The sequence below is a fragment of the Pseudomonas tohonis genome, assembly GCF_012767755.2.
In the GTDB taxonomy this organism is placed as follows: domain Bacteria; phylum Pseudomonadota; class Gammaproteobacteria; order Pseudomonadales; family Pseudomonadaceae; genus Metapseudomonas; species Metapseudomonas tohonis.
Genome location: NZ_AP023189.1, coordinates 3,650,706 through 3,672,433 on the forward strand (window position 1 = coordinate 3,650,706; position 21,728 = coordinate 3,672,433).

Genomic DNA, 21,728 nt, shown 5'->3' on the forward strand with positions numbered 1-21,728 from the left:
AATATGGAAGGCCTGATCGTTTCCAACATCCTGCTCTGGTGCCTGCTGCTCGCCCTGGCCTTCGCCGTGATGGGCCTGGTGCGCCAGATCGGCGTCCTCCACGCACGCCTGGCCCCGGCCGGCGCGCTGATGATGGACAAGGGCGTCGCCGTCGGTGATGCCGCACCCAAGGTGACCGCCGCCGACCGCAACGGCCGCCCGGTGAACTTCGGCTACGCCGGCGAAAAGGCACAGCTGCTGTTCTTCCTCTCGCCCACCTGCCCCATCTGCAAATCCCTGCTGCCGGCCATCCGTTCCATCGCCAGGGAACAGGCCGACCGCCTGGAGGTGGTCTACGTCAGCGACGGCGACATGGACGCCCAGGCCGCGCTGATCCGCGAGCACAAGCTCGAAGACGTCACCTACGTGGTCGGCCCGGAAGTGGGCATGACCTACCAGATCGGCAAGCTCCCCTACGCCGCGCTGATCGACAAGGCCGGCACCCTGCGTGCCAAGGGCCTGGTCAACTCCCGCGAGCACCTGGACAGCCTGTTCGAGACCGAACACCTGGGCAGCGCGACCCTGCAGCAGTACCTGCACGGCGGCCATTCCCATGGCCACTCGCACTCCGCACAACAATAAGGAAGGGAGACTTCCATGAAACTGCTCGATCTCCTGTTCGAACGCTCCGCCCGGCACGTCGCCGACACCACCTCCCGGCGCAAGCTGCTGGCCCGCTTCGGCTCGCTGATGGTGGCCGGCGCCGCGCTGCCGGTGCTGCTGCCCATCGACCGCACCGCCAAGGCCCTGGCCGCCGAGGCGCCCCAGGCCGGCGACCCGGGCGACCCGACCAGCTGCGACTACTGGCGCTACTGCTCCATCGACGGTTTCCTCTGCAGCTGCTGCGGCGGCACCGTCACCTCCTGCCCGCCGGGCACCGAGGTGTCCCAGGTGACCTGGATCGGTACCTGCCGCAACCCGGCGGACGGCAAGGACTACATCATTTCCTACAACGACTGCTGCGGTAAGCACAGCTGCGCCCAGTGCGCCTGTACCCGCAACGACAGCGAGGAGCCGGCCTACCGCCCCTTCAACAACAACGACGTGAACTGGTGCCTGGCCGCCAAGTCGCACATCTACCACTGCACCATCTCGGTGATCCGCGGCGTGGCGATATGAACGGAGGGGTTGTCATGCGAGCACTGCTGATCGCCGCGCTGGCCTGCGCCATGGCAGCCCCGCCGGCGTTCGCCCGGGCCATCCCCGACCCGCACCAGCGGGCCGCGCCCGGCAACGAGGCGCAGCAGAAGCCGATCTCCCAGGCGGGCTACAGCACGCCGGTGAACTACCAGCTGCAATGCGCCGGCTGCCACCTGGGCGACGGCACCGGCTCGAAAGCCAACGACACGCCACGGATGAAGGATTTCGTCGGCAACTTCCTCAAGGTCGAGGGCGGCCGCGAGTTCCTCGTGCGCGTGCCGGGCATGTCCCAGTCCGCGCTCAACGACGCGCAGCTGGCCGACCTGCTCAACTGGCTGATGCGCGAGGACGGCATGGCCGGCAAGAGCATGCCCGCGCGCTACGTGCCCTACAGCGCCGAGGAAGTCACCCGCCTGCGCAAGGTGAACATGCTCAACCTGCCCGGCACCCGCGCCGAACTGATCGCGCGGATGCGCGAACAGGGCATCCCCATCGAGGACGGCATGGACTATTGAGTGCCCCGCTCCACCTTCGAGCCCGCCTTCATGGCGGGCTTTTTATTGGGCTGCGGTGGCCCATTGTGGGAGCCGATGGAGTGCCTGCTCACTCGCAGCAAGGTGCCGGCGGGGGGGCTTTCGCGGCTGAAGCCGCTCCCACAGGGAAAGCCCGCAGCGAGGCCGGGCGTCGCGGCGTTGGGCCTCGCTGCGCTCGGCGCCAACCTACGGCACCGTGCCCGATCGTAGGGTGGATGACGCTCTTTTCATCCACCAGCGGTGTCCCAGGAGACTCCGAGTCGGGGCAGCGGGCGAATGAATTCGCCCCTACACGCTTCACACCACCAGGCTGAGCCAGGCCGAGGCCAGGAGCAGCAGCGCCATGGCCTGGTTGAAGCGCTTCTGCGCGGTGGCGCTGCGCCACAGGCGGGCGCTGCCGAAGCCGAGCAGCGCCCAGGCGCCCATGCAGGGGATGGACACCAGCAGGAACACCAGGGACAGCGTCACCACCCGCGCGGCCTTGTCGGCGCCCTCCCCGGCGAATACACCGACCACCGCCAGGGCCATCATCCACACCTTGGGGTTGACCAGCTGCAGGCCGATGGCGCCGCCCAGGCCGAGGCGCGCACCGGGGTCGGCCGGGTCGTCCAGCGAACGCGCCTCGCTGCGGAAGATCTGCCAGGCCAGCCAGCTCAGCCAGGCGATGCCCGCCCAGGCCATGGCGCGTTGCAACAGCGGGTGGCTGGCCAGCGCCTCGCCCAGGCCCAGCCCCACCAGCAGGACGATGGCCGCAGCGGCGCAGCAGGCGCCGAGGACGATGGGCAGCGCCGCACCCAGGCCGAAGCGCGAGGCGTTGCTGAGCACCAGGATGTTGGTGGGCCCCGGGGTGATGGAGGCGACGAAGGCGAACAGCAGGAAAGGCAGCAGCTGTTCCATGGTCAGCCCCCGCAATGAGGGTGAAGCGAGAGGGAACGGGACATCGGCGAGGCTCCTGTGAAGACGAGCCCCATGTTCACCGCCGCGCGCGGCTCAGTCTGGAAGCTTTGAGCAGCGCTTGCGGTAGTCCGCCGGGGTCAGCCGGTAGGCGCGGCGGAACCAGCGCCCGAGGTGGCTCTGGTCGGCGAAGCCGAGGGCGCTGGCGACCTGCGCCGGCGTGTCGCCCCGGGCCAGCAGGGTGCGGGCGCGAGCCAGGCGCAGCTGGATCAGGTAGGCGTGCGGGGCCAGGCCGAAGGCGGCCTTGAAGGCACGGGTGAGGCGGAAGCGGTCGACGCCGGTGATGCGGGCCAGGTCGTCCAGGCCGATCTCCTCGTCCAGGTGCGCGTGCAGGTAGTCCCGCGCGCGCAGCGCCACCCGGGGCAGGCGCGGGTCCTGTGGCTGGCACAGGCGCCAGTGCAGGTGCCCGGTCATCTTCGCCAGCAGGTTGTCGATGGCGGCCTGGCGCAGCATGCGCACCTCCTTGCCGTGCAGGGCGTTGAAGGCCTGCAGGGTGGCATGCGCCAGGGTCGGGTCGTGGGCCAGGGTGTCGGCGAAGCTCGGCTGGCAGCCGGCCGGGGCGTCCTCGAACAGCGCGTGCATCTCGCGCTCGATCCAGTGCGGGTCGAGGTAGAGCGTGGAATAGGTGAAGCCTTCCTCGGTGGGCGCGTGGCCGTCATGGATCTCGCCCGGCTCCAGCAGGAACACCTGCCCCGGCGTGCTGACGTTGCGCCGGCGCCGGCAGTTGAACTGCTGCACACCCTGTTCGGTGACGCCGACCAGGTAGCTGTCGTGCCAGTGCGGGTCGTAGGCGTGGCCCTGGAAATGGGCGCGGATGGTCTCGATGCCCGTGTCACCGTCCTGCGCGAGATCGATCCAGTTGCGATGTTCCAAGGGGCTCTCCAGGGGCCAGGGTGCAAGCCTGCACCGGGCGCGGTCGGAAGGCCATTATCGGTCGTCGGAAAAAACGCGTCTGGAAGATTCGTGCAGCAAACGGCCCCTTGCGGGGCCGTCGGCGGATCAGGGCTTCTGGCTGTAGCTCTGGATCAGGTTGGCGTAGGCCGGCAGGTGGCCTCCGAGGATGCCGCCGAAGCCCTCGATGTCGTTGCGCCAGTCACGGTGCAGCTCGCAGCCGACGCTGAACCAGTTCATCAGCTGGGCACCGGCCTGGCTCATGCGATCGAGGGCGGCGTCGCGCACCACCGGGTTGAAGGTGCCGGAGGCGTCGGTGACGACGAAGACCTCGAAGCCCTCCTCCAGCGCCGACAGGGTCGGGAACGCCACGCAGACGTCGGTCACCACGCCGGCGATGATCAGTTGCTTGCGGCCGGTGGCCTTCACCGCGTTGACGAAGTCGGCGTTGTCCCAGGCGTTGATCTGGCCCGGGCGCGGGATGTAGGGCGCATCCGGGAACAGGGCCTTGAGCTCCGGCACGATGGGGCCGTTGGGGCCGTTCTCGAAGCTGGTGGTGAGGATGGTCGGCAGGTTGAAGAACTTGGCGATGTCGGCCAGGGCCAGCACGTTGTTCTTGAACTCGTCGGGGGTGAAGTCGCGCACCAGCGACAGCAGGCCGGCCTGGTGGTCGACCAGCAGCACGGCGGCGTTGTCCTTGTCGAGGCGGTTATAGCGGTAAGCCATGGCATTTCTCCTTGCTTCGGTTGGACGCCGGCCGCGTGGGGCCGGCGGAAGGTTGTAGGGGCGACTTCAGTCGCCCGGGGCGGGGCAGCCGTCCTGAATCAGAAGGCGAAGCACGAGCAGCCGAAGGCGCCCCAGAAACCCTGGAAGTCGCTCACCGGCACGCTGGAGAGGCGCGCCCGCTCGTGGCTGTGGGCGTGCACGCCGCACGGGCCGACGCACTGGTGCACCTGCGCCACCAGCGGCGCACTCGGGCGCCAGTGCCCGGGCACCTTGGCCACCGGCGACCAGTCCGGCATCACCGGCACGGTCGGCGGCGCGAGGTCGTCGAACTCGGCGGCGGCGTGCACCACCTTGCCGTCCACCACCGTGAGCACGGATTCGATCCACTTGATGGCTTCCTCGTCGACGCTGAAGTAGTCCGCCGAGAGCGCCACCAGGTCGGCCAGTTGGCCCACCTTGATCTGGCCCTTCTTGCCCTGCTCCGAGGAGAACCAGGCGCTGCCGTGGGTGAACAACTCCAGCGCGGTGGCGCGGCTCAGGCCCTGCGGGTACAACTCCAGGCCGCCGACGGTGCGGCCGCTGACCAGCCAGTAGAGCGAGGTCCAGGGGTTGTAGCTGGAGACGCGGGTGGCGTCGGTACCGGCGCCCACGGGCACGCCCTCGGCGAGCATGCGCTGGATCGGCGGGGTCTTCTCGGCGGCCTTGGAGCCGTAGCGCTCGACGAAGTACTCGCCCTGGAAGGCCATGCGGTCCTGGATGGCGATGCCGCCGCCCAGGGCGCGCACGCGCTCGATGTTCCTGGGCGTGATGGTCTCGGCGTGGTCGAAGAACCAGGGCAGGCCGTTGAAGGGGATGTCGCGGTTGACCTTCTCGAACACGTCGAGCATGCGCGAGATGGATTCGTCATAGGTGGCGTGCAGGCGGAAGGGCCAGCGCTGCTCCACCAGGTGGCGCACCACCGGTTCCAGCTCCTGCTCCATGGTCTGCGGCAGGTCCGGGCGCGGTTCGAGGAAGTCCTCGAAGTCGGCGGCGGAGAACACCAGCATCTCGCCGGCGCCGTTGTGGCGGAGGAAGTCGTTGCCCTGGCCGTACTTCACCGAACCGGTCCAGCGCTTGAAGTCCTCGAGCTCTTCCTTGGGCTTCTGGGTGAACAGGTTGTAGGCGATGCGCACGGTGAGCTGGTCCTCCTTGGCCAGCTGCTCGATCACCTGGTAGTCCTCCGGGTAGTTCTGGTAGCCGCCGCCGGCGTCGATGGCGCTGGTGACGCCCAGGCGGTTCAGCTCGCGCATGAACTGGCGGGTGGAGTTGACCTGGTATTCGAGCGGCAGCTTCGGGCCCTTGCTCAGGGTCGAGTAGAGGATCATCGCGTTGGGCCGCGCCACCAGCATGCCGGTGGGCTCGCCACGGCTGTCGCGGACGATCTCGCCGCCCGGCGGGTTGGGCGTGTCCCTGGTGTAGCCGACCACCTTGAGCGCGGCGCGGTTGAGCAGCGCGCGGTCGTAGAGGTGGAGCACGAACACCGGGGTGTCCGGTGCGGCCTTGTTCAGCTCCTCGATGGTCGGCATGCGCTTCTCGGCGAACTGGAACTCGTTCCAGCCACCCACCACGCGCACCCACTGCGGCGTCGGCGTGCGGTCGGCCTGCTCCTTGAGCATGCGCAGGGCATCGGCCAGGGACGGCACGCCTTCCCAGCGCAGCTCCAGGTTGTAGTTGAGGCCGCCGCGGATCAGGTGCAGGTGCGAGTCGTTGAGGCCGGGGATGACGCTGCGCTTCTTCAGGTCGACGACGCGGGTGGCGTCGCCGCGCAGGGCCATGGCCTCGGCGTCGCTGCCGACGGCGATGAAGCGGCCGTCCCTGATGGCCACTGCCGTGGCGCTGGGGTTGTCGCGATCCACCGTGTGCAGGCGGCCATTGAAGAGGATGAGATCTGCTTTCATGTCGGTTCCCGAAGTGGCGGCGAAAGAGGCGCCGGGCATGCCGGCGAAAGGCAGGGCGGACCAGAGCGCACCCGCCGCGCCCAGCACGGAGCTGTTGGCGAGGAAGCGGCGGCGGCCCCGGTTGGTGTCGTCGTTGTCCATGGTGTTCTCCGATCAGCGGGCGTTGAGCCAGCCGGCGAACAGCCGGGTGGCACGGGGCATGAAGAGGTAGACGACCAGCAGCACGATGCTCGCGGTGATCACCAGGTTGCTGCCCAGGTAGCTGCCCAGCCAGGGCAGCCGCGCGAAGGCCGGTTGCCACAGCAGCGGCACCACCAGGCTCAGCGGCAGGATCACCAGGAAGGTCACGCAGGCCTGCTTCCAGCGCGGCGGCTGGGGGGCGTCCGGCGCCTGCGGGGTGAACCAGAACTCGCGTTCGTCCTGCACCTCGATGCGGTCGCCATCGGCCAGCAGCGGCTCGGCTTCGGCGATCAGGGCGCGGCGTTCGCTGGAGTCCAGCCAGTCCTGCAGCTGCCCGGTGCTGGCGAAGCGCAGCACGCAGGTGAACAGCGCGAGGCCGGCCTCGTGGCCGCGCATCACGTCGATGCCCAGGTGCCCGGGGTAGCCCCGTGCGGTGGTGATGGTGCGGCGCAGCCAGGCTTCGTAGTCGGCCTCGCTACCCGCGCGGATACGGTGGCGTACCAGCAGGGTGACGACTTCCCGCGTGAGTTCATCGGGCATGTCCAGCTCCTGTCGAGGGGTTGAGCGCCGGCAGCCGGCGCCGGAAAAATCAGCGTAGCAGTGCCGTTGCGCCCCGCCCGGCAAGGCGCGGCAGGGGCCAGGCGAGCGCCCCCGGGCCACTGATCAGCAGAGTGGTGAAGACGATCAGCAGCAGCCAGGCGAACTGGCCTTCGGCGATGGTCCAGCCCGGGTGCACGACGACGAGCGAGACCAGCAGCACGACCAGGATCGGCACGCAGGCCAGGCGGGTCAGGGTGCCGCAGAGGATCGCCAGCGGGCAGGCCACCTCGGCGAGGATCGCCAGCAGCAGCGTCGGCAGCGCGCCCAGGTGCAGCGGGTCTTCGATCACCTTCAGCTCCTGGCTGAAGCCCAGCAGCTTGGGCAGGCCGTGCACCCAGAGCAGCAGCAGCGCGCCGCCGGCACGCAGGAACAGCAGGCCCCAGTCACTCGGCCCAGCCGGCGGCAGTGTCGTGGCGGCGTTCGCCATGGTGTCGCTCCGGTCGGTTGGATTGGAGGCCATGGTGCCGCGCCAGGCCGGGGACGACTTGTATGGATGTGCTGCCTTGGCCCCGATGTGCGCTCGCGATGGCCATCCTGGCGTTCGGGGGCTGGCGAATGCTGTGCGCTGGGCCAGAATGGCATCGCCCCCTTGCGCCACGAGCGAGCCGGCGAGATGCTGCGCGCCCCCGGCCCTATGCGCCTGCCCGACCCCGTCATCGCCACCACCCGAGGCCCGTTCCGAATGCCCGACATGCTGCAGAACTACCCGCTGATCTTCGGCATCGCCCTGGTGCTGGCCGACCTGATCGCCTGGCGCCTGCTGCCGGCCAACCCGGCGGCGTGGCGGGTGCTGGCGCGGCTCGGGCTGTTCCTCGCCTACAGCGCGCTGATCATCAACGCCGGGCTCAGCCCGCTGCTGCCGCCGCCCGGCGCCGACACGGCCCAGGCACTGACCGGCACGCTGCTGGAGATCGTCTGGTGGCTGTACTGCGCGCGCACCCTGACCGTGGTGCTGGGCCTGCTGCTGATCTCCCGCAGCGGCCACACCGGGCGCCTGCTGCAGGACGTGATGGGCGCGGTGATCTTCCTCGTCGCCATCGTCGCGGCAGCCGGCTACGTGATGCAGCTGCCGGTCAAGGGCCTGCTGGCCACCTCCGGCGCCATGGCGATCATCGTCGGCCTGGCGTTGCAGAGCACCCTGGCGGATGTGTTCTCCGGGATCATCCTCAACACCACCAAGCCCTATCAGCTGGATGACTGGATCTCCATCGACGGCACCGAGGGCAAGGTCATCGAGATCGACTGGCGCGCCACCCACCTGCTCACCAGCCAGGGCAGCACGGCGGTGATCCCCAACTCGGTGGCGGCCAAGGCGAAGATCCTCAACAGCAGCCGCCCCAACGACGCCCACGGGGTTTCCATCAGCCTGGAGGTGCCCGCCAGCGTGCGCCCGCGCCGGGTGCTGGACGCCCTGGAGAAGACCCTGCAGGGCTGCAGCGCCCTGCTCGCCGCCCCCGCGCCCAAGGTGGCGATCAAGAGCGCCGGCGCCTCGGTCAATGTCTACGAGGCGAGTGGCTTCGTCGGCCCGAAGACCAGCAAGGTGGAGGTGCGCAACCTGATGTTCGACCTCGCCCATCGCCACCTGGAAGCCAGCGGCGTGGTGTGGAAGGCCGATGCCCTGCCCCAGGCGCGCCAGCGCCTGTTGCTGGACGAGGTGAAGATCTTCCGCGCCCTCGGCAACGAGGAGAAGGACCTGATCGCCCAGGCCATGGACGCCCGCGACTACCTGGCCGGCCAGGTGGTGCTGGATGTCGGCGAGGTGGCCGGGCACCTGCTGGTGATCGGCACCGGGGTGATCTCGGCGGCGGTGCCCGACGGCGATGCCTGGATCGAGGCCGGGCGCATGGGCCCCGGGGAGATCATGGGCGAGGAAGGCATCATCGACGACGCCCCGTCCAGCGCCCGCTTCACCGCCCTCACCTCCTGCCGCCTGTACCGCATCGACCGCGACAACATCCGCACCTGCCTGGAGCAGCGCAGCGAAATCCGCACCGCCCTCAACCGCCTGCATGCCTTCCGCGAACAGGCCAGCCACTCCCTGCTGCTGCAAAAGCCCACCGCCATCCGCAAGGGTGGCTTCCTGCAGTGGCTGCAGAAGCGCTGACGCGGGCCCATCCCACGGACTGCGCCCACGGGAGCCAGGGAGCGGGTAGCACCCGGTTGCACCCGCTCGTCCGGCTCATGCTGCAAAAGTGACCGAGGGGGATTCACCAGTCAAATCCAAAATGCCATCATGCGCGCCGCCCGGCGCCAGGCTTCCCGCGCCGGCACGTTCGGCGATGGAATGCCCGCAGTTACAAAGGCCCGCAACCCGGCCTCATGCCCCACGGCGCCAACGCGCCCGGGCTCTTCTCCGCGTCCTGCGGAACCCCCACAGCGTCCAGCCAAGGCCCGCCTCGTGCGCCGGCCAGGCCCTGGCTGTGTTCGCGGCCAGACGGCGACCCCGTACTCCGCGCTGTAACGACTATCCCGCAGCCTGGCAAAACCCGGCTGACGAATAACAGGCACACCCGCTGCCAGAACACGTGGATACCTTGCGATGCCCAACAACCTGAAATTCAGCCACAAGATCCTCCTGGCAGCGTCCCTGGTGATGATCACCGCCTTCGCCTGCTTCGTCCTGTTCAACGACTACCGCCAGCGCCAGACCCTGCGCACCGACGTGCACAACTCGCTGCAGGACCTCGGCGCGCTGACCACCAGCAACATCAAGAACTGGCTCGAAGGCCGCATCCAGCTGCTCGAATCCCTCGGCCAGCAGGTCGCCGCCAACGGCACCGAGAAGGAGCAACTGGCCCGCTCCATCGGCCTGCCGGTCTATGGCCAGCGCTTCCAGCTCAGCTATTTCGGCGGTGAAGACGGCCTGATGTTCTCGGTGCCGGCCGGCAACCGCCCCGCCGACTACGACCCGCGCCAGCGCGGCTGGTACAAGGCCGCCAGCGCCGCCCAGGGCACCATCCTCACCGAGCCGTACATCGCCGCCTCGTCGGGCAAGCTGGTGATCACCATCGCCACCCCGGTGCGCGTCGATGGCCGCTTCGTCGGCGTCGCCGGTGCCGACATGGACCTGGACAGCATCACCCGGCTGATCAACTCGCTGAACTTCAAGGGCAACGGCCACGCCTTCCTGGTCAGCGCCCAGGGCAAGGTGCTGCTGCACCCGCAGAACCAGTACATCCTCAAGAACCTCGGCGACCTCTACCCCGGCGCCACCCCGGCCATCCGCCCGGGCGTCTCCGAGATCGACGTGGACGGCCGCACCCAGTTCATCTCCTTCACCCCCATCGAGGGCGTGCCGTCGACCGACTGGTACATCGCCCTGGTGCTGGACCAGGACGCCGCCTTCTCCATGCTCGGCGAGTTCCGTACCTCGGCCATCATCGCCACCGTCATCGCCGTGGTGCTGACCTTCATCCTGCTGGGCATGCTGATCCGCGTGCTGATGCAGCCGCTGCTGGTGATGGGCCGCGCCATGGGCGACATCGCCGAGGGCGAAGGCGACCTGACCCGCCGTCTGGAGGTGCATTCCCAGGACGAATTCGGCGAGCTGGCGCAGGCCTTCAACCGCTTCGTCTCGCGCATCCACGCGTCGATCCGCGAGGTGTCCTCGGCCACCATCCAGGTCAACGAAGTGGCCAAGCTGGTGGTCAACGCCTCCAACTCCTCGATGCACAACTCCGACGAACAGGCCCAGCGCACCAACAGCGTGGCCGCCGCCATCAACGAGCTGGGCGCCGCCGCCCAGGAGATCGCCCGCAACGCCGCCGACGCCTCGCACCAGGCCTCCGACGCCCGCGAACTGGCCGAGGAAGGCAAGCAGGTGGTCGGCAGGACCCTCACCGCCATGCACGAGCTGTCCAGCAAGATCAGCGCCTCCAGCGCACAGATCGAGACCCTCGCCGGCAAGACGGTCAACATCGGCCAGATCCTCGACGTGATCAAAGGCATCTCCGAGCAGACCAACCTGCTCGCGCTCAATGCCGCCATCGAAGCGGCCCGCGCAGGCGAACAGGGTCGCGGCTTTGCCGTGGTCGCCGACGAGGTGCGCAGCCTCGCCCACCGCACCCAGGTGTCGGCCCAGGAGATCCACCAGATGATCGAGGAACTGCAGGTCGGCTCCCGCGAGGCGGTCGGCACCATGACCGAGAGCCAGCGCTACAGCCAGCAGAGCGTCGAGATCGCCAACCTGGCCGGCGAACGCCTCTCCAGCGTCACCCAGCGCATCGGCGAGATCGACGGCATGAACCAGTCCGTCGCCACCGCCACCGAGGAACAGACCTCCGTGGTCGAAGCGCTGAACATGGACATCACCGAGATCAACACCCTCAACCAGGAAGGCGTGGAAAACCTCCAGGCCACCCTGCGCGCCTGCGCCGACCTGGAGCAACAGGCCGAGCGGCTCAAGCACCTGGTGGGCAGCTTCCGCATCTGATCGGCAGCGCCGTGCCCGCTGGGTTGAGTGGATCCCCGCGTTCGCGAGGATGACGAGGGGGCGGAAAGGTTCGCGTTACCCCGTCACCCCGTGGGAGCGAATTCATTCGCGATGCGGCGCCCCAGGCAACGCCGTGCCCGCCGGGTTGAGTGGTTCCCCGCATTCGCGAGGATGACGGTGCGGCACACGCCATCGCCACACACCGTCACCCCCGCGCACGCGGGGGCCCACTGAACAGGTGCAACCCTGCCCTACGCCCGGCGCAACCTCGTAGGCCGGGCGGAACCCGCGTGCCCTACTCGTCTTCCATCACCCTCGGTGGCAGGCCGATCTGGCCGCCGTGGCGTCGGCCCCAGTCGTCGAGGACCTTGAGCGCGTCCACCAGGGAGGCGCCCAGCGGGGTGATGCGGTATTCGACCCGGGGCGGCACCTGCTGGTAGTCGCGGCGCAGCACCAGCCCTTCCAGCTCCAGCTCGCGCAGTTGCAGCACCAGCATCTTTTCGCTGATGCCACCGACCTGCCGGCGCAGCTCGCCGAAGCGGCGCGCCCCGTCGCCGAGGCTGTAGAGGATCTGCGCCTTCCACTTGCCGCCGATGACCTTCATGACGGCATCCAGGCCCGGGTTGCCATGTTTTTCGAAGCTGCTCATGAACGCGGCCCCCTGCTGCCGGGGTCTACGCGGGCTATTGAGGACATCGCCTGCCCCTCCGTAGGAGATTTCTGAAAAGACAGCTATTGGGCAGCAATAGGCAAGTGACGACCCTGACTTCAGTCAAATCGCACGCACAAAAACACCGGTACTCACCTTCCGGGTGGTGCCGGGCCGTTTTCGGCGCTCGATGCACAACGCCCTGCATTCAGACGATCAGCGCAACCCGCTGTGAAACGCCCTCAGCCGGCCAGCCGTTGTGCCAGGAAGTCGACGAACACCCGCACCTTCTGCTGCAGATGGCGGTTGCTGGCGTACAGGGCGTAGATGGTGCGCCGGGCCAGTTGCTGTTGCGGGAGCACCCGTTGCAACTGGCCGCTGGCGAGGTGCGGGTCGGCGATGAAGGATGGCAGCGCGCCGATGCCGGCACCGGCCAGCAGCAGGTCGCAGAGCATCAGGCTGTTGTCCACCGAGAGCCGGGTGCGCAGCTCCACGCCGCGCCCCTTTGGGCCGTCCAGGCGCCAGCCGCCGGGGTTGTCGGCCAGGCGGTAGGCGAGGCAGTCGTGGCCACACAGGTCCTCCACCTGCCGGGGCGTGCCCCGCGCCGCGAGATAGCCGGGCGACGCGCAGATCACCTGCTCCACCTCGCCCAGGCGCCGGGCGATGAGGCTGGAGTCGGGCAGGCTGGAGCGGATGCGCAGCGACACGTCGAAGCCTTCGGAGACCGGGTCGAGCAGGTGGTCGTCCAGGGTCAGCTCCACGCTCAGTTGCGGGTACAGCGCCATGAACTCCACCAGCAGCGGCGACAGCACCTTGAGGCTGAACGACAGCGGCGCGTTCACCCGCAGCCGCCCGCTCACCTCCCCCGTGCCCAGGGCGGTGGCGTGTTCCAGGGCATCCAGCTCGTCCAGCAGGCGGCAGCACTCGGCGAAGTAGGCGCGCCCGGTGTCGGTGAGGCTCATGCGCCGGGTGGTGCGTTGCAGCAACAGGCTGCCCAGGCGCGCCTCCAGCTGGCGCACCTGCTTGCTCACCGCAGCGGTGGACTGGCCCAGGTCGACGGCGGCCTTGCTGAAGCCATCGAGTTCGACGACACGGCGGAAGGTCCGCATGGCAACGAGCAGGTCCATATTTTCCCTCGGGTTGAATGTCTTTCAGCAGAGGCGGAGATTATCTCTTCAGGGCTGACAAATACCATCGCGGCATCCATCACCCACGAGGAACACCGCCATGCCCCTGCCACGTCCCCTTTCCCGCCTCGCCGCCCTGCCCCTGCTGCTGTCCCTGGCCCAGGGCGCCCTCGCCGCCGAGGAAGTCGGCAAGAGCCCCTGGGGGCCGAAGGACGAGATCGGCCGCCTCAACCTGATCACCCCCGAGTCCCGCGCCGCCATCCTCGGCCGCCTCAGCGGCGGCAAGGCCTACGACCTGGCCGTGGAGTACTTCATCGGCATGCCCAGCTGGCAGGCGGCGGGCGACCCGCCCTACCAGATGTGGATGACCCACACGCCCCACGGCAACCTGCTGGCCGACCCGATGGGCGTCGGCGAGGCGATGAACCGCCACGTCAGCTACACCGGTTCGGCGGTGTCGATGTACGCCCACATGGGCACCCACATCGACGCGCTCAACCATTTCGGGCTGGAGGGCAAGATCTGGAACGGCTACGCCGCCGCCGACCACCTGGGCGACCGCGGCTGGAACGTGACCGGCGCGGAGAAGCTGCCGCCCATCGTCGCCCGTGGCGTGCTGATCGACATCCCCGCCGCCAAGGGCGTGGAGCTGCTGCCGGACAGCTACCGCGTCACCCGCCTGGACCTGCAGCAGGCGCTGAACAAGCAGGGCGTGCGCCTGCAGAAGGGCGACGTGGTGCTGATCCGCACCGGGCGCATGCGCGACTACGAGAACGCCCAGCGCTACATGACCAAACCGCCGGGCCTGAGCCTGGACGCGGCGAAGTTCCTCGTTGAGGACGGCGGCGCCATGGTGGTGGGGGCGGACAACCTCAGCTTCGAGACCTTCCCCACCGAGGTGCCGGACAACTACATCCCCGTGCACACCTACCTGCTGGCCCAGCAGGGCACGCCGATCATGGAGCTGGTGGACCTCGAAGGCCTGTCTCGGGACAAGGTCTACGAATTCGCCTTCATCGGCGCCTCGCTGAAGTTCCGCGGCGCCGACGCCGCCCCGATCCGCCCGGTGGCGCTGCCGATCGACTGAGGCGCTTCCCGGCCCACGTAGAAGGCACGGAGGTTTCACAGCAGTGCGCGGGCTGTGTCACTATCGCGCCTCTTTCGCGGCGCCCCTCGCTGGGCGCCGCACCTCCGTCGGTACAAGGAACGTCGCGTTTGGACACCTCGGTATTTCTCGTGGTGATGGCGGCCGCCGCCCTCCACGCGGGCTGGAATGCCCTGCTGAAGATCGGCCTCGACCGCCTGCTCACCGCCACCCTGATCCAGATGGCCGCCGGCCTGGTGGCCATGCTCGCCCTGCCCTTCGTGGCCTTCCCGGTCGCGGCCGCCTGGCCCTGGATCATCCTCTCCGCCGTGCTGCACATCGGCTACAACAACTTCCTGTCCCGCGCCTACCAGTACGGCGACCTCGGCCAGGTGTACCCGCTCTCGCGCGGCAGCTCGCCGCTGATCGTGGCGCTGCTCTCGGTGCTGTTCCTGCATGACGGGCTCGACCATGCCGAGCTGCTCGGCCTGCTGACCCTGGTGATCGGCATCTGGCTGATGGCCTGGCGCGGCGGGCGCAGCAGCGCCGGGCTGAGCCGGCCGATGCTGTTCTGCTCGCTGATGACGGCGGCCTTCATCGCCGGCTACACCCTTTCCGACGCGGTCGGCGCACGCAGCAATGGCGACGCGCTGTCCTACGCCGCCTGGCTGTTCGCGGTGAATGGCTGGGTGATGGCCCTGGTGATCGCAGTGCAACGCGGGCCACGCGTGTTCCTGCAACTCGGCCCGTACTGGAAGAGCGGCCTGGCGGGCGGCGCCATGTCGCTGCTGGCCTACAGCATCGTCATCTGGGCCATGACCCGGGCGCCGGTGGCGCTGGTCTCGGCATTGCGCGAGACCAGCGTGGTATTCGCCCTGCTGATCGGCTGGCTGGCGCTCAAGGAGCCGATGCCGGCGATCCGCCTGCTGGCCTGCCTGGTGATCGCCATCGGCGTGGTGGTGATGAAGCTCGGCTAGCCGGCTAGTCCAGCGCCTGCACCCGGTAGCTGTGGCTGAGGCTGCGCCCGAGCACGGGGTCATGCAGCTCCACGCTGAAGTGCTCACCGGGCACGGGGTCGCCGATGAAGGGCAAGGTGCCGCAGAACATCGCGGTGCCGGCCGGCAGGCTGGCATCGCCGGTGCGCAGGGCGATCAGCTCGCGCGGGTCCAGCAGCGTCGCGGCGAGCCCAGCCTGGTACAGCTCGTCACGCCCCTCGACATGGCGCCAGCAACGCAGGCGCAGCTGGTCCCAATGCCCCGCCACTTCATGGAAACGCCACAGTTCGCGGCCCACCGGCTTGAGGCAGAGCTGCCGCGAGACGGCGATGTCGTACCCCTCGACGCGACGGTCCGCGTGGTCGGAACCGATGCCGACGTAGAGCGCCGTGCCCGTGGAGAAGAGCACGCACTCGACCTCGGCCGAGGAGTCCCTGCCCGGCACCTGGAAGCCGTCGTCGGTGCACAACAGGTCGGCGGACAGTTCATAGAAGCAGGGCAACGTCTCCGGCGAGCGCGCGCCAAGCTCGCGTACCTGCGCGGCGACGCTGTCGGCATCGCGCCCCGTCCAGCCGGCGACCACCAGGCTGCGTACATCGAACGCGAGGGATTCCCCGCCGGCCACGGTGAAGTGCAGTGTCATGGCTAACTCCTGTCGAACTGATTCGAGTGTTCCCGCGCAGCGTCGCGCCGGAGCGACGGAAGACGTCCGGGCAGGCGGGAAGCGGTGGAAGCCACGATGCTAGAGCGTACGCACGGAGGGGCACAGAGGAAGAATCCGCAACCCGTGAAGGACGGCACCACAACGTGTGTGGACAGAAACCCGAGCTGGCGAAAGGGAGAACGCGAGGAAGGAAACGGGCCCGCAGGCGCGGGCCCGGAGGGGGCGGTTCAACCGCAGCTGACGCCCTTGATCAGGTTGGCGTCATCGGTGTCGATGTTCAGGCGGCGGGAGTTGTATTCCAGGGTCATCACGCTGCCCGGCTTGAGCACGCGCACGTCGCTGGCACCGGCGGCCTTCTTCGCCTGTTCGACCAGGTCAGGGGTCGCGGCCTTGCCCACCAGCGAACGCACGGGGCCGGACGAGCAGCGGCCATCCTCGGAAGGCGCAGCGACCGGCAGGCTCTCGCTGGCAGCCGCGGCGGGCTTCTCCGCCGGCGCGTCGGTGGAGCTGCAACCGGCCAGCAGAGCGCCCATGAGCGCCAGGCCGAAGGTGATGGAAGTGCGAGACATACTGCGATCCTCATAGTGAAAACGAAGCTGAAATCGGTGGCAGGGAAAGGCCCGGGCCGCGTGCATGGGACACGCGCCGCCGCCTCGCCGTTCCCGACGCAGGCGCGCATTGTAGCGCGGCGCCGGCCTGGTGCAGGCGTGGCGCATCTCGCTAACCGCCTCAGCCGTCGTACTGCTCGTCAATCCGCCTGGACGTCGCGGGCTTCCCTTTCCACGGGCAAGCCCCCTACCCGCGACGCGCCTTGCGGATGAACACCACCACCAGCACCGCCGCCAGCAGCTCCAGGCCGGCGACCATGTAGAGCCCACCGGCCAGTGCGCCGGTGCGGTCCTTCACCCAGCCGATGAGATAAGGCGCGGCGAAGCCGGCGAGGTTGCCGATGGAGTTGATCACCGCGATGCCGCCTGCCGCCGCGGTGCCGGTGAGGAACAGGGTGGACAGCGACCAGAACACCGGGAAGGCGGCGAGGATGCCCACCGCCGCCAGGGTCAGTGCCAGCATCGCCGCCACGCCGTGCCCCATCAGCGCGGCGCAGGCCGCCAGCCCGACCCCGGCCAGGGCCGCCGCGCCGGCGCAGTGCAGGCGCCGCTCGCCGCTGCGATCGGAGTGGATGCCGTTGAGCACCATCGCCAGGGTGCCGACGGCGAAGGGCAAGGCCGCCAGCAGGCCGATGCGCAGGTTGCCTTCCACGCCCAGCTCGCGGATCAGCGTCGGCACCCAGAAGGCGATGGTGGCGTTACCACTCACCAGGCAGAAGTAGATGGCCGCGCACAGCCACACGTGCGGGTTCAGGAAGGCATCGCGCAGGCGGGATGCCTTGCCCGGCGCGGCGGCGTCCCGCGCCACCTCGGCGCTCACCAGCGCCCGCTCCTCCTCGCTCAGCCAGCCGACGTCCGCCGGCCGCTCCGGCAGGTAGCGCAACACCGCGAGGCCGGCGAGCACCGAAGGCACGCCTTCGACGATGAACAGCCATTGCCAGCCGGCCAGGCCGCCGAGGTCGGCCATGCGGTCCATGATCAACCCCGCCAGCGGCCCGCCTATCACCCCGGCCAAGGCGAAGGAGGTCATGAACAGGCCGTTGACCCGCGCGCGCCGAGCGGTGGGGAACCAATAAGTTAGGTAGAGCACCACACCGGGAAAGAAGCCCGCCTCGAACACCCCGAGCAGAAAGCGCAGCACGTAGAACTGGGTGGGCGTGGTCACCAGGAACATGGCGGTGGAGATCAGCCCCCAGCAAATAGTGATGCGCGCCAGGGTGCGCCGCGCGCCGATGCGCTCCAGCAGCAGGTTGCTCGGCACCTCGAAGAGGAAATAGCCGATGAAGAAGATGCCGGCTCCCAGGCCGTACACCGCCTCGCTGAAGCCCAGGTCGTCGAGCATCTGCAGCTTGGCGAAGCCTACGTTCACCCGGTCCAGCCAGGCGAGGATGAACAGCGCCACCAGGAAGGGCACGAGGCGCCAGGTGATACGGCGGTAGGCCCGCTCCAGCAGCTCTGGGCGGTGCGTGTCGTGGTGGGGCATGGGATCAGCCTCCAGCGGGCGCGACCGCCCGCGCAGGTGGGACGGTTCAGCCCAGGCAGCGCTCCATGGCGGCGCCCAGCTGGAGGATGCCCGCGTCCTGGCCGCCCAGGCCGCAGACGCCAAGGGCGATACCGGGGTGCTTCGGCAGCGGGATCGACAGTGCACAGCCATCGATGAAGTTGACCACGCTCGGGTTGGCCAGCACCCGTGCGTTGATGCGGTGGTAGGCGTCCTCGTCGAGGATGTCCGCCAGGCGCGGCGGGGATACGGACACGGTGGGCATGAGCCACGCATCGGCGCCCCGCAGCACCTCGGCGGCGCGGGCCTTCAGCCCCGCGCGTTCGAGCAGCAACTCCGTGTAGTCACGGGTGCTCAGCCGACCGCCACGCTCGATACGCTGGGCGACACGGGGGTCGTAATGCCCGCTTCCGGCCAGCAGGCGCTCGCGGTGCCAGTGCCAGGACTCGGCGGCCGCTATGCCGCCGGCGGCGTTGATCTCCGGCAGGCGTTGCAGTTCGGGGAAGCGGAATTCGACGATCTCGACGCCCTGCTCCGCCAACCGCGCCAGGGCCCAGTCGAAGGCTTCGGCCACGTCCGCGTCGAGGTCCTCGAGCACATGGTCCGCCGTCACGAACAAGCGCCGGTCCCGCAACGGCAACCCGGCATCGCACCAGGGCCCGGCACCGGTCAGCAGCGCGTCCACCTGCGCGCAGCAGGCGACACTCGGGGCCAACGGCCCGATGGAATCCAGGCTCGGCGCCAGCGGCACCATGCCCTCCAGCGCCAGCCGGCGCGCCGTCGGCTTGAAGCCGGTCACCCCGCAGAAGGCTGCGGGAATACGCACCGAGCCGCCGGTGTCGCTGCCCAGTGCCACCACCGACATGCCCAGCGCCACGCTCACGGCGGCGCCGGAGCTGGAGCCCCCGGCGATGACGCCCTTGCCCCGGGGTGACAGCGGGGTGCCGAAGTGCGGGTTGAGGCCAAGGCCCGAGTAGGCGAACTCGGTCATGTTGGTGCGCCCCATGAAAACCGCGCCGGCCTCCCGCAGGCTGGCCACCACCGGGGCATCGTCCGCCGCAGCGGGTTCGCCCTCCAGCACCCGCGAGCCGGCACGGGTGACCTGCCCGGCGACGTCGAACAGGTCCTTGATCGACACCGGCAGCCCGTCCAGCGACGAAATGCGCCGCCCCAGGGACAGCCGGTGGTCGGCGGCCTCGGCGGCGGCGCGGGCGCCCTCCTCGTCCAGTTCGATGAAGGCGTGGCCGCCGGAGGCGAAGTGCCGCTGGGCGCGCTCCAGCATGATCTCGGTCAGCTCGCGGCTGCTGATGCGCCCCTTGGTGAGGCGCGTGGACCACTCCGCCAGGGTGATGAGGGGATTCATGCGTCCACCTCCAGCACCTGCACGCGGTAGCTGTGGCTCAGGGTGCGCTCCAGCACCGGGTCGTGCAGCTCGACGGTGTAGGCCTCGGCGGGGGCGATCGGCTCCAGCGCCGCCAGGGTGCCGCAAAACATCACGTTGCCCTGGGGCAGGGTCATGCCACCGTTGCGCCGCTCGATCAGGTCCAGCGGATCGAGCATGCTGCCGGCCTCGCCCTCCTGGTACAGCTCGCGGCGACCCTCGCGCTCGCGCCAGCAGCGCAGCACCAGGCTGTCCCAGTGCCCGGCCACTTCATCGAATGGCCACAACTGGCGGCTCACAGGCTTGGCGCAGAGCTGCTTGGACAGGGTGATGTCCAGCGCCTCCACCTGGCGCTCGGTGTGGTCGGAACCGATGCCGACGTAGAGCCCGTCCCAGCCGGCGATCAGCACGCATTCCACTTCTCCGGTGGAATGGTCGCGCGGCACCTGGATGACCTCGTCAGTGGTGAGCAGCGAGGCCGCCACCTGGTAGAAGCACGGCACCTGGGCTGGTGGAGCGATGCCCAGCGCCTGCAGCTCGGCGATGTGACGCTCGACGGCCTCGTGGTCGCGTCCGGTCCAGCCGGCGATCACCAGCTCCAGGGGTTCGAAGGCCAGGCGACGCTCGCCCGCGATGATGAAATCCAGTGCCATGGTCAGTCTCCGTGCTTGCGTTGTTCGTCCCACCGGCCCCGCCTCGGATACCCGTCCCGACAGCGGGGACGAGCACGCGCCCCCGAAAAGCGTGGGTTGCCTTGGGCGATGCCCGAGCGGTGACGTGGCCGTGATCCTAGGCTCAAGCTCGATGGGCTCGACAGGTGAAAGGGTCCGCTTGCCCTGCCGGATGACGCCACGCTGGGCGGAGGGAAACCGACACGCCCGGGTTTGACCGCCCGCGCCCGCTGCGGCCTAATGCGCGCCCCGCCAGGCTTGACCGGAGATGGCCATGAGCACCGAACCCAATGTGCGCCCCAGCACGCTGCACCTGCCCCAGGGCCCCTGGACGACGGTGCTCGACTGCCTCTGCGCGCATTTCCCGGCCATCGACCGCGCCACCTGGCTCGACCGCATGGCGCGTGGCCGGGTGACCGATGGCGAGGGCCGCCCGGTGGATGCACTGCGCCCCTACCAGGTGGGGTTGTGCGTGCGCTACTACCGCGAGGTGGCACAGGAGCGCGAGATCCCGTTCGAGGAGCACGTGCTCTACCAGGACGAGCGCCTGGTGGTGGTCGACAAGCCGCACTTCCTGCCGGTGATGCCCGCTGGCGAATACGTCGAGCAGACCCTGCAGGCGCGCCTCACCCGGCGCCTGGGCATACCCGGCCTGGTGCCGCTGCACCGCATCGACCGGCACACCGCCGGCCTGGTCCTGTTCTCCCGCGAGCCGGCCACCCGTGGCGCCTACCAGGCGCTGTTCCGTGAGCGCCGCGTGCACAAGCGCTACGAAGCGGTGGCCGCGCCGCTGCCACAGCTGGAATTCCCCCTCACCCTGCGCACCCGCCTGGAGCCGGGCGAGCCCTTCTTCCGCATGCAGCAGGTGGACGGCGAGCCCAACACCGAAACCCGCCTGGAGGTGATCGAGCGCGGCCCGCAGCTGTGGCGCTACGCCCTGCACCCCGTGACCGGCCGCAAACACCAGCTGCGCGTGCACATGGCCGCCCTCGGTGCCGGCATCCTCAACGACGGCTTCTACCCCGACCTGCACGACACCCAGGCCCCCGACGACCATGCCCGCCCCCTGCAACTGCTGGCCCGCGAACTGGCCTTCGTCGACCCCATCAGCGGCGACGCCCTGCGCTTCGAAAGCACCCTGCGGTTGATGGCTATCGCGTAACGGGGCCCAACTCCGCCATGTTGGGTTTCGTGCCTCTACCCAACCTACGGATGCCGAGCGCCCACCCCCTCTGTGGGAGCGAATTCATTCGCGAAAGACCCACAGCCCCACCAACACAACCCGCGTCCCGCCTGTAGGGGCGAATTCATTCGCCCAGCGGTGCACAGCGCCGCATCCGGTGCCCGGCCCCGCGCTCTGCTGCGTTGGGCTTCGTGCCTCTACCCAACCTACGGATGCCGAGCGCCACTCTTGTGGGAGCGAATTCATTCGCGAAAGACCCGAGTCCCGCGCCCGGTGTGTTGTTCAGTGGAACCCCGCGTTCGCGAGGATGACGAGGGACCTGGGAGGCCTCGCCCCACCCGTCACCCCCGCGAACGCGGGGGCCACTTGAGCGCGCCGCTCCGTTCGCGAATGAATTCGCTCCCACAGCGCCCTGACCCCCACGAACTTTTCT

The 21,728-nt window shown here is 69.1% G+C and carries 20 protein-coding genes and 2 pseudogenes; 9 read left to right on the forward strand and 13 right to left on the reverse strand.

Annotated elements, in window-relative coordinates; all coding sequences use genetic code 11:
- The first annotated feature begins 3 nt into the window (after positions 1 to 3).
- Genes mauD through HSX14_RS16605 form a run of 3 tightly spaced genes read left to right on the forward strand, consistent with a single transcriptional unit; the run spans position 4 to position 1,694 of the window.
- Positions 4 to 621 (forward strand): methylamine dehydrogenase accessory protein MauD, encoded by a 618-nt coding sequence (mauD, locus tag HSX14_RS16595; RefSeq protein ID WP_173180355.1) that lies wholly within the window; start codon positions 4 to 6, stop codon positions 619 to 621.
- Positions 622 to 636: 15 nt separating this feature from the next.
- Positions 637 to 1,158 (forward strand): methylamine dehydrogenase light chain, encoded by a 522-nt coding sequence (locus tag HSX14_RS16600; protein ID WP_021217250.1) that lies wholly within the window; start codon positions 637 to 639, stop codon positions 1,156 to 1,158.
- Positions 1,159 to 1,172: 14 nt separating this feature from the next.
- Positions 1,173 to 1,694 (forward strand): cytochrome c family protein, encoded by a 522-nt coding sequence (locus tag HSX14_RS16605; RefSeq protein ID WP_173180354.1) that lies wholly within the window; start codon positions 1,173 to 1,175, stop codon positions 1,692 to 1,694.
- Between the two features lie 315 nt (positions 1,695 to 2,009).
- Here the strand turns inward: HSX14_RS16605 and HSX14_RS16610 are convergent, their stop codons facing one another.
- The 6 genes from HSX14_RS16610 to HSX14_RS16635 all read right to left on the reverse strand — a co-directional run bounded on the left by HSX14_RS16610 (position 2,010) and on the right by HSX14_RS16635 (position 7,427).
- Complete coding sequence (locus HSX14_RS16610; protein WP_173180353.1) at positions 2,010 to 2,609, reverse strand: LysE family translocator; 600 nt, start codon at positions 2,607 to 2,609, stop codon at positions 2,010 to 2,012.
- A gap of 93 nt (positions 2,610 to 2,702) precedes the next feature.
- On the reverse strand, positions 2,703 to 3,539 hold the full coding sequence (locus HSX14_RS16615) for an AraC family transcriptional regulator (RefSeq protein WP_173180352.1): 837 nt from the start codon (positions 3,537 to 3,539) through the stop codon (positions 2,703 to 2,705).
- A gap of 126 nt (positions 3,540 to 3,665) precedes the next feature.
- Positions 3,666 to 4,283 (reverse strand): isochorismate family cysteine hydrolase YcaC, encoded by a 618-nt coding sequence (gene ycaC, locus HSX14_RS16620; RefSeq protein WP_173180351.1) that lies wholly within the window; start codon positions 4,281 to 4,283, stop codon positions 3,666 to 3,668.
- Positions 4,284 to 4,381: 98 nt separating this feature from the next.
- Positions 4,382 to 6,220: an amidohydrolase gene (locus HSX14_RS16625; RefSeq protein ID WP_173180360.1), complete on the reverse strand. Its 1,839-nt coding sequence runs from the start codon at positions 6,218 to 6,220 to the stop codon at positions 4,382 to 4,384.
- A gap of 153 nt (positions 6,221 to 6,373) precedes the next feature.
- Positions 6,374 to 6,940: an antibiotic biosynthesis monooxygenase gene (locus tag HSX14_RS16630; RefSeq protein ID WP_111263907.1), complete on the reverse strand. Its 567-nt coding sequence runs from the start codon at positions 6,938 to 6,940 to the stop codon at positions 6,374 to 6,376.
- A gap of 49 nt (positions 6,941 to 6,989) precedes the next feature.
- Complete coding sequence (locus tag HSX14_RS16635) at positions 6,990 to 7,427, reverse strand: DoxX family protein (RefSeq protein WP_173180350.1); 438 nt, start codon at positions 7,425 to 7,427, stop codon at positions 6,990 to 6,992.
- 255 nt (positions 7,428 to 7,682) lie between these two features.
- Here HSX14_RS16635 and HSX14_RS16640 point away from each other — a divergent pair, with 255 nt between their 5' ends.
- The 3 genes and pseudogenes from HSX14_RS16640 to HSX14_RS31655 form a co-directional block, all read left to right on the forward strand.
- Positions 7,683 to 9,104, forward strand: coding sequence for a mechanosensitive ion channel domain-containing protein (locus HSX14_RS16640; protein ID WP_175384265.1), 1,422 nt, complete (start codon positions 7,683 to 7,685; stop codon positions 9,102 to 9,104).
- A 489-nt stretch (positions 9,105 to 9,593) separates the two neighbouring features.
- Positions 9,594 to 10,526 (forward strand): annotated as a pseudogene (locus tag HSX14_RS31650) (cache domain-containing protein); the annotation flags it as partial.
- Positions 10,527 to 10,832: 306 nt separating this feature from the next.
- Positions 10,833 to 11,432 (forward strand): annotated as a pseudogene (locus tag HSX14_RS31655) (methyl-accepting chemotaxis protein); the annotation flags it as partial.
- 295 nt (positions 11,433 to 11,727) lie between these two features.
- Here HSX14_RS31655 and HSX14_RS16650 read toward each other — a convergent pair.
- Positions 11,728 to 12,081 carry a winged helix-turn-helix transcriptional regulator gene (locus HSX14_RS16650; RefSeq protein ID WP_173178127.1) on the reverse strand — a complete coding sequence of 118 codons (354 nt, stop codon included), beginning with the start codon at positions 12,079 to 12,081 and terminating at the stop codon, positions 11,728 to 11,730.
- Between the two features lie 242 nt (positions 12,082 to 12,323).
- Complete coding sequence (locus HSX14_RS16655) at positions 12,324 to 13,208, reverse strand: LysR family transcriptional regulator (RefSeq protein ID WP_173178126.1); 885 nt, start codon at positions 13,206 to 13,208, stop codon at positions 12,324 to 12,326.
- A 100-nt stretch (positions 13,209 to 13,308) separates the two neighbouring features.
- On the opposite strand from HSX14_RS16655, the gene HSX14_RS16660 reads away from it, so the two are divergent.
- Entirely contained in the window at positions 13,309 to 14,295 is a 987-nt protein-coding gene (locus tag HSX14_RS16660) for a cyclase family protein (protein WP_173178125.1), read from the forward strand.
- A gap of 128 nt (positions 14,296 to 14,423) precedes the next feature.
- Positions 14,424 to 15,269 (forward strand): EamA family transporter, encoded by an 846-nt coding sequence (locus tag HSX14_RS16665; protein WP_173178124.1) that lies wholly within the window; start codon positions 14,424 to 14,426, stop codon positions 15,267 to 15,269.
- Between the two features lie 4 nt (positions 15,270 to 15,273).
- On the opposite strand, the gene HSX14_RS16670 is transcribed toward HSX14_RS16665, so the two are convergent.
- The 5 genes from HSX14_RS16670 to HSX14_RS16690 all read right to left on the reverse strand — a co-directional run bounded on the left by HSX14_RS16670 (position 15,274) and on the right by HSX14_RS16690 (position 20,094).
- Positions 15,274 to 15,930 carry a DUF2848 family protein gene (locus HSX14_RS16670; RefSeq protein ID WP_173178123.1) on the reverse strand — a complete coding sequence of 219 codons (657 nt, stop codon included), beginning with the start codon at positions 15,928 to 15,930 and terminating at the stop codon, positions 15,274 to 15,276.
- A 248-nt stretch (positions 15,931 to 16,178) separates the two neighbouring features.
- The gene (locus tag HSX14_RS16675; protein WP_173178122.1) at positions 16,179 to 16,520 is read right to left on the reverse strand and encodes an I78 family peptidase inhibitor; all 342 of its coding nucleotides are present in this window, start codon (positions 16,518 to 16,520) and stop codon (positions 16,179 to 16,181) included.
- 226 nt (positions 16,521 to 16,746) lie between these two features.
- Entirely contained in the window at positions 16,747 to 18,042 is a 1,296-nt protein-coding gene (locus HSX14_RS16680; RefSeq protein WP_173178121.1) for an MFS transporter, read from the reverse strand.
- A gap of 46 nt (positions 18,043 to 18,088) precedes the next feature.
- Positions 18,089 to 19,423: an amidase gene (locus tag HSX14_RS16685; protein ID WP_173178120.1), complete on the reverse strand. Its 1,335-nt coding sequence runs from the start codon at positions 19,421 to 19,423 to the stop codon at positions 18,089 to 18,091.
- The gene (locus HSX14_RS16690) at positions 19,420 to 20,094 is read right to left on the reverse strand and encodes a DUF2848 domain-containing protein (RefSeq protein WP_173178119.1); all 675 of its coding nucleotides are present in this window, start codon (positions 20,092 to 20,094) and stop codon (positions 19,420 to 19,422) included. The genes HSX14_RS16685 and HSX14_RS16690 overlap by 4 nt, the downstream gene beginning before the upstream one ends.
- Positions 20,095 to 20,386: 292 nt before the next feature.
- Here HSX14_RS16690 and HSX14_RS16695 point away from each other — a divergent pair, with 292 nt between their 5' ends.
- Positions 20,387 to 21,274 (forward strand): pseudouridine synthase, encoded by an 888-nt coding sequence (locus HSX14_RS16695; protein ID WP_173178118.1) that lies wholly within the window; start codon positions 20,387 to 20,389, stop codon positions 21,272 to 21,274.
- Positions 21,275 to 21,728: the final 454 nt, after the last annotated feature.